Origin of the sequence: Gluconobacter vitians, from assembly GCF_015244565.1 — a bacterium.
Classification (GTDB): Bacteria; Pseudomonadota; Alphaproteobacteria; order Acetobacterales; family Acetobacteraceae; genus Gluconobacter; species Gluconobacter vitians.
On sequence record NZ_JABCQG010000037.1, the window covers coordinates 1 to 11,789 of the forward strand.

Sequence of the window (11,789 nt, forward strand, 5' to 3'; positions counted from 1 at the left end):
GTCGCGAGCGAAGCCTGCGATCGCTGTATTGCTGCTCGCACGGCGTGCGTGGTCGTGGCGCTGCCATGACGTATCTGTCCCATAAGGCTTCCTTCCACTCGCGTGAAAATAATACCCCATCAAAACACGGGACTAAACAATTAGGCACACAAAGCCGACATTCCGCTCTCCCCCCTGTACTGCCTGTCCGCTCAGAAGGATGGATAGGAAAGATGCGTCTTAACTCCTGAATGGGCCAAAACGTCATTCAGGTTATCAACAAGGCCATTGCCAACCTTCGGGATGACTTGGGACAAGAGTTGATCAGGATGATTGTGGCATTCAAGCTCCATCCTGAGAAAGAAGCTCCGCATAATCTGCCCCATGACCTCTTGTCCTAGATGAAGCGAAGCAAATTCCGTCATATACGGTTGCATGATTTTCATTGCCGAGATCACTCTGTTTCGCGCTTCCGGCGCGTTAACAGATGCTTTGTCTCTATTCGCGTAGTCCAGATAAGTCGCACATGATGTCGAGGGTACGAAGGTCGTCGTATCTGAGGCTACAGCTGCTGTGGCCCCAAATGCGAGCTGTAATGTCAGTAAAAACAAACCTTTTAAAATACGCATCTGATATACTCATCCCGAAAAATATACGCGCCCGACCGGCCGATCCCTTCTGCGACGATCAGGATCGACGCCATGTCCCCATGATTTGATTACACGGTTCCTGAGACAAGCAACATAGGGCTCAATTACAGCCTGCCGTTTCAGGCTGGGCTTAATCCGTTCTTCAAAGTCCTAAGAGACCCGCTGCAGGTCCGTTCTGCTATCTTCGGCGGGGCTCCGGGCTGTTTGCCGTCGGCGAGGGTCACCCATGTGAATATCCGGTTTAACTGACCGCCCTACACAAAGCAGACCTTCCGTTTACCCCCCCAAGTCAGCCGCGAGCCTCAAAATGGTTACAGACCTGCGTGAGTTGAAACGGCTATCGCAGAGAGGGCCAGAGACGATCAGGCTGTCTTTCCGTGAGCAGACTTTGTCGTTGCATGGCGTCTGTGGAACACGCCTGAAACGGACCTTTGCGGGTCTTTTTTGTGCCCCGTGCCCTATGTCCGATAAAAGGGATTAACGGATATAACTTTACCTTGTCAGACTTACTGAGAACGGTCGTCTCAAATGAGGTAGGGAAGGGGGCTCTTAGGTAAGTTCAAGGCAATAGAAATTCCACTATGTAAAGCATATCTTTACATTGGGAACGTAAAGCTGTAGGTTACATCCATGGAGATCGACAGCATCAGTCACAAAGGCCTGCGCCGGTTTTTCGAAACAGGTAATGCTAAAGGTCTCGTTGGCGACGTCAGCCGGCTTCGGAAGATGTTGGCATTCATTGATGCAGCAGCGTCGTTAGACGAACTTGCTGTTCCTCCAAATTATGGGTTGCACCCATTGACGGGGGATCGCGCAGGCACCTGGTCAATGGTGGTCACCAAAAACTGGCGTCTGACGTTTCGCCTGAACGAGCAGGGTTCCCTCTGCGATATGACACTGGAGGATTATCATGGCGCTTAAAATGCATGCCTCGCTGGCCGTTCATGTGGGTGACTGGATCAGGACAGAAATACTGGAGCCTTATAATATCAAGGTAAACACCGTTGCGGAACATTTTGGTGTCTCGCGTCAGTCGATCAGTGCTCTTCTAAACGGAAGGTCTAACCTGTCTGCTGACATGGCCATTCGGTTTGAGAAGGCCTTTGGAGTACGCGCCGATACCTTGATGCGTATGCAGAGTGCATTCGAACTGGCTCAGGCACGTGCGCATGAAGCCAATTTGAACGTCCAGCATTTCAATCTCGTCGCACCTTCCAGGACTGAACAACGGACTATTTAAGGTCTGCTTAGGTTCAGGACTCATAACCAGAACATGATGGTTGCGGCGAGGCAGACGGCTGAGAAGAAGACTGTCGGAGACCTGTCATAGCGTGTTGCGATCCGCCGCCAGTCCTTGAGCCTTCCGAACATGATCTCGATGCGGTTGCGTCTTTTGTATTTTCGCTTGTCGTATTTGACTGGTTTTCCGCGAGATTTCCGTCCTGGAATGCAGGGCTTTATCCCTTTCTCTTCCAGGGCGTCTCTGAACCAGTCAGCATCATAACCTCGATCTCCCAGCATCCATTGTGCTGCAGGCAGACTGTCCAGCAGGGCAGCGGCACCGGTATAATCGCTGATCTGCCCTGCCGTCATGAAAAAGCTCAGCGGTCGTCCGTTCTGATCGGTGACCGCATGGAGCTTGGTATTCATACCGCCTTTGGTGCGACCGATCAGGCGGCCTGGATCCCCTTTTTTAGCCGCAGGCTCGAAGCCGTGCGGTGCGCCTTGAGATAGGTCGCATCAATCATAATCGTCTGGGGCTCTGCCCTTCCGGCAGCCAGACCGTCCATCATCCGGGAAAAGATCCCCATGTCGCTCCAACGCTTCCAACGGTTGTAGAGCGTCTTGTGGGGGCCGTATTCCCGGGGCGCATCACGCCAGCGCATCCCATTGCGGTTCACAAAAATGATCCCGCTCAACACTCGGCGGTCATCAACGCGAGGTTTGCCGTGGCTCTTGGGAAAGAACGGCCGAAGACGCCCCATTTGTTCGTCCGTCAGCCAAAACAGGTCGCTCATCTTCAGTCTCCTCACAGAGCCTGAATCAAAATTCCCCACAAAAATCAATGGGTCCTGAGCCTAGGGGGGGGCAAGCTGAATGTCTGGTTTGGAACGTCCAGGCATGTTTCCTGCCGCTCATTCGACTATATGTGGCGACCGTTCCGCGTCCAAGACAGAATTAAACGGACAGTGTAGTGCCTAAAAACAGATATAGAGGCGTAAAACGAGCACACTGGCCATCTAATCGGGGAAGCCGGGCGTTGTCCGCTTTACACTTGCCGCCTTTCCCGCCTTAGCACAATTAGGCATGACAGAGGGCGCGTTCGCTTATAATAAGGGTCAAGAATTTCTTGCCTTTTGGCATCCCAAACAGCCCAATGCCAGTTTCCGTTGGCCAATAGATTGGTACGAAGCAACGCGTCCTTTGTTAGTCTTTCAGGGTATTTGCATACGACAAAGTTTTTTTCTGTGATAACACCGAGACGAGTTAAAGCGTTACGTACGCTATCCTTGTCGGTATAAAATTTTTTATCGCTCTTTTTAAAATTTAAGGCATCTCTGGCTTTTGCCCATGAAACCCCAGCTAACATCGCCACACATGCCACACCGCAATCAGTTTCTGTCTTTTGTTTAATCAACTTCATGCGTTCGCTCACATTTTAGCACTGATTTTTCATAGCTTTATTCTTCTAGAAGATTAGCATTGAATTAGCCAATACAAAGGGGACCGGCACCCTTTTTCACATTAATGTCCGCAATTACCCATTTTGCCCGAAAACGGGCTGGTCCGCTTCCGGCCCAACTCGTCCACGAGATATCGTGTTACTTTGTCCTCTGTGGGGAGAGCAATTCATCGTCATGTATGTCCGAGAAGAAGGCGAAAACAGCAGGTCCGCTTCCGCCTCATGTCGGACATAAAAGTGGGTTGGCTCGCCTTTCGCATAACGGACATAGTCCGCGCAGTCCCCCGCTATCACTTGGAGCCGAGAGTGGGGTGATCGTTATGGGAAATAACCAGCAAGAATACAGGCGCTTAGGTTGGCCGTAGCAAGACACGCCCGAAGCCACTGGGCAGGGAGTATAAATCATTTGGATCGGGCAACGATGCTTTCGGTTTTCGGCCTTGACACGATGATGTTCGGTGCGGGCGGCAATCCAGATTTTCTGGACAGCGTCAAGATTCATGAAGGCAATTCCGAACCCAACCAGAAGGTCGAGCCAGACCGAATGGTGGCCGAGCGTGATACGGAAGCAGTTTTCATTCTGGGTTCTATTGGCATATCGGACATAATCTTCAAGTAGTTCTGTGCAGCAGTGGCCCATACCTGTCACTTGAACAAGGTTTCCGGAACTCCCGTTTCGTTTTCAGAAAAACTACCAAATTTGACAGCAAGAATAGGCAAAACAAACAGGTTAAGTATCATTGATGTCATGAGCCCTCCAAGAATGACAGCTGCCATAGGTCCTTCGATTTCCCGCCCAGGCGCATTCATATCAACAGCCAGAGGCGCCAGTCCAAGCGCCGTAACGAGCGATGTCATGAGTACGGGGACGACGCGGTCTCTGGCCCCCCGGAGCGCTGTTGTTACTCCCCATGTGAGATGTTCCCGCTCGACCAAAGTCTCAAAATGCGAAATCATCATCACCGAATTCCGAAGCGTAATCCCGAATAGAGTAACGAAGCCGACTGTTGCCCCAAGAGTTAGCGTTGTGCCGGAAACAATGATTGCCAGAATGCCGCCGACAAATGCGAAGGGAAGATTGACGAGTATCAGAGCGAGATTGCGCCATCCTTGTGTGATTATTGAGAGCAGAATCATGACCGCTATGGCAGCGAGCCCGGAATTTATAAACAGTTCCTTGCGTGATTGTGATTCAGCTTCCGCTGCGGATGTAAACTGAACGTAGGTTCCAAGAGGCAGTTTGATATTTTTTGCTATAGCCGTGCGTGCGTCCTGAACGAAAGATTGAGCTGATCGTCCTGTAACATTTGCGGTGACAGTCTGTGTTCTCTGTGCTCCCAGATGTGACACCTGATAGCGACCGTTCGTCTCATATATGTCTGCGACAGCGCGGAGTGGTACGTAGTTTCCGTGAACAGTATGCAGTGGCAGGAAGCCGACAGACGCAACATCATTACGACTTGCGTCATCAAGACGAACCATAACATTAAAAGCCGCAGAACGCTCGTATATCTGCCCCACGGTTTCACCCTGCCAGGCTGTATGGATGGATCGGAGTACATCCGCCGACCGAAGCCCCCAGCGCTCCAGATCAGCAGGGCGTAGCCGAATAGCAAGTTCCGGAACACCAGGGGGTGCTTCTATCCGGACATCTGTTGCGCCATGTATCTGATGCAACATGCGGACAATATTATTTGCCTGGATATCCAATACATCCAGATCATCGCCAATAATATTGATTGCCACAGCCGAAGACGAACCAGAAAGGGTTTCGTTTACGCGCATCGTCAAAAAACTACTGACAGAAAAACTGGCCCCAACGAACCCGTCAAGCGCTTTGCGAACGCGGGCATCAATCTGTCGAGAAGCCTTCCCATCCACCTGATTCAAATCAACCTCAAACTCGCTGGTATGTGGTCCATACGTGTCCTCATCCAGCGAGGCGCGTCCGACTCTCTGAGCAACCGAACGGATTTCGGGAAGCTGACGAAGTTTTTCTGTAACCTGTCTACCTAATTTCAGAGACTGTTCCAGGGAAGTCCCCGGAGCAGCCGTCATATGAATGATAAGGTGACCTTCCTTGAAATCAGGAATGAAATCGCTTTCAAGGAATGGAAGGGCCGCAAACCCTATCAAGGTGGTCAGGATCATCCCGCCTATAACAAATCGGGGATGGCGCATTAATCTGGCCAGAAGACGTTCATAAGCTCTGGCGGTCCATCCTGCCAGGGGGGGCTCTCTCCGGGTTTCTCCAGGCGTCGCCAAGAGCCATGCGCAGAGTGCAGGTACAACGGTTACAGCAGCGGCAAGAGAAGCCATGACCGCAAGAACATAAGCTGTTGCCAGTGGAGCAAACAGTCGTCCCGAAAGTCCGGGAAGGGCGATGACAGGCAAGAAAACGATAATGACAGCAAAGGTCGCGTAAACCACTGCACTGCGGACTTCAACGCATGCATCGAGTACGACGCGCGCTGTAGATGCGGGCTGGACCAGAAGCCGGTTTTCACGCAATCGGCGTGTAACATTTTCGACCCCGATCACGGCGTCATCCACGACCTCGCCGATGGCGATAGCAAGCCCCCCCAGGGTCATGGCATTCAAAGTAACCCCGAGTGTCTCCAGCAACGACAGGGCTATCAGAATAGCCAAAGGTATGGTGGCGCAACAGATTGCAGCGGTTCGCAGGTCAAAAAGGAAAAGAAAGATTACGACAACCACCAGAAAACCGCCCAGAAGCAATGCTTGTGTGGCATTCCCCAATGCGGTCGTAATGAAATTGGCGGGTCGGAACAGGTCAGCATGCAATGTAATCCCCTGTCCCTGCAATTGCGGGCGGAAATCGGTAAGTGCCGCCTCGATTTCCCGGGTCACGGCCATTGTATTGGCACCGTACTGTTCCCATATATTAACTACAATGCCTGTCTTTCCCTCGATACTGGCCGCGCCGAAGGCAGGAATAGGGGCTTCAGTTACAGTGGCAATACTGCCCAGTGTGACAGCACCATTATCAGAGCGGACAATCACAGTGCGGGCCAGACTTTCTGGCGTCAGGGCCTGACCGTCAGACTGAAGAACGACTCTTTGGTTCGGGGTATCAATAAAGCCGGCCCCCTGTATGCCAGTCGCTTCCTGGGCAGCCGCAAGGACGTCATCGAGTCCGATATGATGCAAGATGAGTTGGTCTGGATGTACCTGTATCTGGAGTGACCGACGCTCCCCGCCAAACACGCTGACTCCAGCCACACCAGGCAACGCCAGCAGACGCGGCCTTAATGACCAGTCAGCAAGCGTGCGCAACTGCATAAGGGACTGTTGTTCCGACGTCAGACCGATCACCAGTACCAGACCGGCGGATGAGGTCAGTGGCGTCATAGTCGGAGCATGAACACCGGCTGGCAATTGCTGTGCAACAACATTCATTTGTTCCCCGACCAGTTGCCGGGCGCGATAAATATCGGTCGATGTCGCAAACAGGACGTTGACGACTGACAGTCCCTGAATCGAAGTCGATTGCACGCGCTGAATACCCGGGAGGCCGCTCAGGGCAATTTCCATTGGGCGACTAACCAATGTTTCGACCTGTTCCGGCGTAAAACCAGCGGCTTCGGTCTGGATCGTGACCCGTGGCGGAATGAATTCCGGAAACACATCATAGCTGGCATGTCTCAAGCCATACAGGCCATAGAAGAACAACAGACATGCGGTTGCGATAACCACGCCCCGGAAGCGGATCGAAAACCCGATAATAGCTGCCTGAAGGCTGAAAGAACGTCCCGTCATCAGTCGTCATCGCCTCCTGATTCAAGCTGAGCTCGGAATTCTTCAGACAGAAGTAATTGCGTACCCCCTACGACGATTTGCGTTTCGTGTGTGATTTGTCCTGGAGTATCTTGGATCAGGTAGCCACCTTCTCGGTCCGGCACGTCGGTCGTAAGGGGTAGGCGTGTAAATTTTCCGTGTCCGTTATCACGGTATATCCACGACTTACCTTGCAGCCAGATAATAGCTGATGCAGGTATCCGGATACCGGGACGTTCCTCTTCGGTAGGCAGGAGAACGGAAACATTCATGCCCGCGACAAGCTGACTTTCAGCCGACGCAAAATAGAAAAAGCTACGCCCCTGAATAGCAGGATCGGTCATGGTTACAGGAGACAAATAGTGGAGCATTGTCCCGTGTCCACCCGTGTTTCCATAATCGGTCACATCCGCCTGACTTGGTGGGGTTGGTAGATCCGTATCTGGTGGAAGGGTCACCTTGACCAAGACCACTTGTTGTTGAAGTAACTGTGTAATGAAAATTGTATTTTTTTCGGTAGCGTCAGATATGACCGAACCAAATTGCTGTCTGATAATATTAAGTGCGTTATTCACCCGGACCTGTTCTGCTTTTACCATAGCTGAGTTGGACTGAAATCTGGCTGTTGTCTCCTGGAATTGTTCCTGAGAGATATTCTGCCGGTCGCGATACAGTCCTTTGTCACGATCGAGTTTCGCACGGGCAAGCGTCTGCTGTGCCTGCATGCTCTCCAGCCGCGCTTTCATGTCAGCATAATCACTAACAAGAGTGATAAGTTGTGTTGCGTTCAGAACGTAACCATAGGCGGGAACCAACTTTCTCCAAGGCACGATGCTGGGTCGTGCAGAAGCGATGCCACTCTTCGTAACTGCTTCCGGGGAGACCGTCACGGTCGCCTCTGCGCCAAGAACCGAAACTGGTGGATCATCATCATCTGCAATAGCAATGTCCGCCACGTTTAGAACTAGGAAGACAGAAAGACCTACAAGAGGCAGCCAGAAGGCCCTCGCTTTCATGGTGAGTTCCTTTGGTTATTTTCAAGCAGGCCGGAAACCTGCGCGGCACTGGTGTGATCAAAAATGGGCTGCTGCATGCCATCTTCGATCTGACCTATGGCTTGCCGTTGCTGAATTTCTGCTTCAAGAAGAGCGGTCTCTGCTTGAATCTGCTCTATATGAGTCATAACCATCGTTGGTCGGTCGATTGCGCCTGACTGAAGGCGGTGCTGCATCTGGTTCAGCCTTACCCGTACGGTTTTGGCAAGTTCATCCGCCTGTAGCAGAATTGATGTCGTGCCGCGGTAATTGGCCGTAGCCTGCGAGATGGACTTAAACACCGTGTTCTCTGCACGCCGGAGACGAGCCGCCGCCTCATGCTCCTGCCCAACAGCTTCAGCTATGGGGCCTTCGTTCTGATTGAAAATCGGAATTTGCAGAGAGGGATTTACCTCAAAGCGATTTGAAAAATCCCAGTTATAGGAGGGACTGATGGTGACATCGGGATAGCGTCGGGAAACTTCGACCCGTAGAGCCTGTCGGGCGGCGTCATAAGACGCAAGAAGTTCCCGCAGATCCGCGCGTTGCATTACGGCTTGGTATCTCATGTCCTGTGAATCGCGGTATTCCATGAGGTCGGGACAGACATCAAATGCTTTTGTATCAAGAGCAATGGAATCAAGTGCTTCGGCAGGAACCCCGATTGCTCCTGCCAGAGCTGCCTTACGGACGGCATACTCGCGCCGCAGATCACTGACAGACAACTCGGCATGGATCATTTCCGTCCGTACCTGCGATATTTCGAGAGCGGATGCTCGCCCCTGATCAAAACGTGCCTGTTCCAGGGTAAAGAGTTCGCGTTTAGCTGCCGCAGTCTCTTCCACAAGCTTGAGGCGCCCGGATACAGCCCAGACGCCGAGAAGAGCAGACCGCGTGTCGCTGCGTAGTTTCCATGCAGTATTGATGACTTCCCATTGCGCGACGGCAGCCCGATATCTGGCTTCTTTGATACGGTGATAACGCCTGCCGAAAAATTCGATCAGTATTGACGCGCCGTAGCCGACGTAATGAGCCGATGGGCCACCCAGCACCGTGAAACTGGGATTGGGCAGTTGACCGGCTGTCTTGATTCCAGCGCGAGCCGTTTCCAGTTCAGCTTTAGCTACAAGGATATCGGGATGAAAATACAAGGTAGCAAGCGTCAGGCGAGTGATGCCCCATGCGTTTTCCTGACTCGATACGTTTGGTCCGAGAACTTTTGTAATGAATTCTTGCAATCCGGCATCCGTAAATTGACGGCTGGAAAATTTCTGGACATCTGATTCCGGCGAAATATGTGAGTGACCACTATTTGTGCAGCCACAGAGCAGGGGAAAAATCAGGAGAATGAATGCCGCATTATAGCGTGTGCGTCTCCTTGCCTGCTTAATATATTCTAGAGTATTATATGATTTATACATTGATATGTCGTGATATATCTGATTTGTTATCTGTTAGTTCTACTCTCGATTGTCGCATAATCTGCACACCTCCACTAATACCAAGCATCGCAAGGATGGCAGCTACCGCAATATCCGGCCACGCAGAACGAGTGCCAAACACGCCCAGAGCTGCCAGCACAACGGCAACATTTCCGATCGCATCATTACGAGAGCAGATCCATACGGAACGGCGGTTGGCATCACCTTTCCGGTGTGTCCATAATATGAGGGCACAGGCCAGATTGACCGCGAGGGCAAGCAGACCAATGCCGCCCATTGCGTCTGGGTGAGGCGGATGGTTGCTGTTCATTACCATCCACCCAGCATTGGCCATTACCCATATCCCAGCCACGAACAGGGTCAGGCCTTTCAGAAAGGCCGCGCCAGCTCGCCATCGCAATGCCATTCCGGCAACACTGAGGCTTATTGCGTAGTTGGCGCTGTCGCCAAGGAAATCAATCGCGTCCGCCTGTACGGATGCAGATCCAACCGACACGCCAGCCCCAGCTTCAACGGCAAACATGCTGGCATTGAGAAAAAGCGCGATCAGGAGCGCTCTCCGCCATGATTTATTGATTGGTAGCGGCGTATCTGTGCATCCACCACAGCATCCTCCTGCCATCCAGCGCCTCCCTGACGAATCATCTGTTTTAATGTATGCTCCCTGTAGCAACTACAGGGTCAAGAGGCAGGGAATGCGATCGATTGGTGCCTTGGGGAAGGCGACGAATACCAAAGTCGAGACGATCCGCTATTACGAACGGATCGGTCTTCTGGCTCCGCCACAGCGGACCGATGGCAATTATCGCACTTATGATGATGAGGCACTCGCGAGACTGTCTTTTATTCGTCGATCTCGGGATCTGGGTTTTTCATTAGACCAGGTAAGAGCTCTATTATCCCTAACGGATCAGGGAACCCAGGATTGTAAGACAGTTGATAGAATTGCTCGTGACCATATGGCAGAAATTGAGCGCAAAATTGCGGATCTCATCGCATTGCGCCATGAACTTTCTACGATGATAGAATCATGCGGGGGAGGTAATATTTCAGAATGCCGAATTATTGAAGCACTTTCTCCGTTTGATAATTAGTTCTCCTGACTTTTTTCGCAGCCAGTCGATTCTGCATTTGACGGAAGATTACCCGAAATAGTTATACGGCCTCATCCTCACGTGTCAGAATCTGAAAAATCCTCATGGAAAATTCAAGGACTATACGTGCTCCCATGGTGGCAGTTTATGATCAGGCCAGTTCTGAAGCAGACATTCGGCTTCCCCCCCCATCGCCGGCTTTCTACCAACATTCTTCAGGACGTTTGAACGAACGTTCGGCTACCTCTCCCGCGGCCCGAAAGTAGACCGGCGGCTCTCCCCCCCATCGCTGACAAACTTTCCCTGTTCATGGAAGACTGTCTGACTGGCATTTTTATGATCCAGCTTTCCGCTTCTCAATATGGTTCCCGAGTGCTCTTCCAAGGGTCTCGGCCACAACTGCCTGATCGTGGCGTTTGCGAATGAAGCGTCGCCCCGCATGGTCCATTTTGGCATGCATAGCCATATCCTCATGGAGCTTGACGGTCAGCGCAGCCAGCGCCTCGGCTGTCTCACCGGTCGCATCTGCGAGGGGGGGCGGCAGTTCCATTCCTTCGGTCGCGACAGGCGTTATTACACACGGGACGCCAGCGGCCAGACTGTCCAGAACCTTTCCCTTGATGCCGGCCCCAAAGCGGAGCGGGGCAATGCTGAGACGGACTTTGTCTAACAGAGCCCCGCAGTCAGAAACGGGGCCGACTACCTCGACCCCAGGCGCTGCGAGCCGACGAACCTGTTCCGGCATGTCCGCCCCCGCGATGGTACAACCGATGTCCGGTCGCTGCCGCCAGACAAGCGGCATGATCTCTTCAGTGAGCCAGATCGCGGCGTCGATGTTTGGCGCGTGAGAGAAATTACCAAGGAACAGAACTCCGCTCCGTTTTTCAAATGACGGTACCTGTTTCCGGACCGCGACACCCCAGGGAACGACATGGACTTCCACGCCCGGCACATCGCGCCGGAGGATGGTCGCTTCCACGGGTGAATGAGTCAGAACAACGTCGGTCTGACGGGCGACGGCGTATTCTGCATCCCGGAGCTGACGGGCCCTCGGCATCAGTTCAGGCCGTTCCTCAACCGCCGCCTGCCGCGCAATTCTCATATGGTGC

At 52.4% G+C, this 11,789-nt stretch carries 12 protein-coding genes; 4 read left to right on the forward strand and 8 right to left on the reverse strand.

What is annotated here, in order from left to right; all coding sequences use genetic code 11:
• Positions 1 to 191 precede the first annotated feature (191 nt).
• Positions 192 to 608: a hypothetical protein gene (locus HKD24_RS14340; protein ID WP_194260869.1), complete on the reverse strand. Its 417-nt coding sequence runs from the start codon at positions 606 to 608 to the stop codon at positions 192 to 194.
• Positions 609 to 1,259: 651 nt separating this feature from the next.
• Between HKD24_RS14340 and HKD24_RS14345 the strand changes: the two genes are divergently transcribed.
• Together HKD24_RS14345 and HKD24_RS14350 are read left to right on the forward strand one after the other, a co-directional pair.
• On the forward strand, positions 1,260 to 1,550 hold the full coding sequence (locus HKD24_RS14345) for a type II toxin-antitoxin system RelE/ParE family toxin (RefSeq protein ID WP_194260870.1): 291 nt from the start codon (positions 1,260 to 1,262) through the stop codon (positions 1,548 to 1,550).
• Positions 1,540 to 1,869, forward strand: a complete 330-nt coding sequence (locus HKD24_RS14350) for a HigA family addiction module antitoxin (RefSeq protein WP_061928275.1) — start codon at positions 1,540 to 1,542, stop codon at positions 1,867 to 1,869. The genes HKD24_RS14345 and HKD24_RS14350 overlap by 11 nt, the downstream gene beginning before the upstream one ends.
• 20 nt (positions 1,870 to 1,889) lie before the next feature.
• On the opposite strand, the gene HKD24_RS14355 is transcribed toward HKD24_RS14350, so the two are convergent.
• Both HKD24_RS14355 and HKD24_RS14360 read right to left on the reverse strand, forming a co-directional pair.
• Positions 1,890 to 2,647 (reverse strand): IS5 family transposase gene (locus HKD24_RS14355; protein WP_141914866.1). Its coding sequence is split into 2 segments (ribosomal slippage): positions 1,890 to 2,326 and positions 2,326 to 2,647, totalling 759 coding nucleotides; the frame shifts between segments, so codons are not numbered across the junction.
• Positions 2,648 to 2,898: 251 nt separating this feature from the next.
• Positions 2,899 to 3,273 (reverse strand): hypothetical protein, encoded by a 375-nt coding sequence (locus HKD24_RS14360; protein WP_194260871.1) that lies wholly within the window; start codon positions 3,271 to 3,273, stop codon positions 2,899 to 2,901.
• Between the two features lie 460 nt (positions 3,274 to 3,733).
• On the opposite strand from HKD24_RS14360, the gene HKD24_RS14365 reads away from it, so the two are divergent.
• Complete coding sequence (locus HKD24_RS14365) at positions 3,734 to 3,931, forward strand: hypothetical protein (protein WP_010516885.1); 198 nt, start codon at positions 3,734 to 3,736, stop codon at positions 3,929 to 3,931.
• A gap of 26 nt (positions 3,932 to 3,957) precedes the next feature.
• Here HKD24_RS14365 and HKD24_RS14370 read toward each other — a convergent pair whose 3' ends face one another.
• The 4 genes from HKD24_RS14370 to HKD24_RS14385 are packed head-to-tail and all read right to left on the reverse strand — an operon-like array spanning position 3,958 to position 10,208.
• Entirely contained in the window at positions 3,958 to 7,092 is a 3,135-nt protein-coding gene (locus HKD24_RS14370; RefSeq protein ID WP_194260872.1) for an efflux RND transporter permease subunit, read from the reverse strand.
• On the reverse strand, positions 7,092 to 8,126 hold the full coding sequence (locus tag HKD24_RS14375) for an efflux RND transporter periplasmic adaptor subunit (RefSeq protein WP_003618801.1): 1,035 nt from the start codon (positions 8,124 to 8,126) through the stop codon (positions 7,092 to 7,094). Before HKD24_RS14375 ends, HKD24_RS14370 begins: the two co-directional genes overlap by 1 nt.
• On the reverse strand, positions 8,123 to 9,565 hold the full coding sequence (locus HKD24_RS14380; protein ID WP_194260873.1) for a TolC family protein: 1,443 nt from the start codon (positions 9,563 to 9,565) through the stop codon (positions 8,123 to 8,125). The genes HKD24_RS14375 and HKD24_RS14380 overlap by 4 nt, the downstream gene beginning before the upstream one ends.
• Positions 9,558 to 10,208: a cation transporter gene (locus tag HKD24_RS14385; RefSeq protein ID WP_194260874.1), complete on the reverse strand. Its 651-nt coding sequence runs from the start codon at positions 10,206 to 10,208 to the stop codon at positions 9,558 to 9,560. The genes HKD24_RS14380 and HKD24_RS14385 overlap by 8 nt, the downstream gene beginning before the upstream one ends.
• A gap of 73 nt (positions 10,209 to 10,281) precedes the next feature.
• Between HKD24_RS14385 and HKD24_RS14390 the strand changes: the two genes are divergently transcribed.
• The gene (locus tag HKD24_RS14390) at positions 10,282 to 10,680 is read left to right on the forward strand and encodes a MerR family transcriptional regulator (protein ID WP_003618791.1); all 399 of its coding nucleotides are present in this window, start codon (positions 10,282 to 10,284) and stop codon (positions 10,678 to 10,680) included.
• 334 nt (positions 10,681 to 11,014) lie between these two features.
• Here HKD24_RS14390 and HKD24_RS14395 read toward each other — a convergent pair.
• Positions 11,015 to 11,789 (reverse strand): glycosyltransferase family 4 protein (locus tag HKD24_RS14395; RefSeq protein WP_228124461.1); only part of this gene is annotated, 775 nt, incomplete at its 5' end.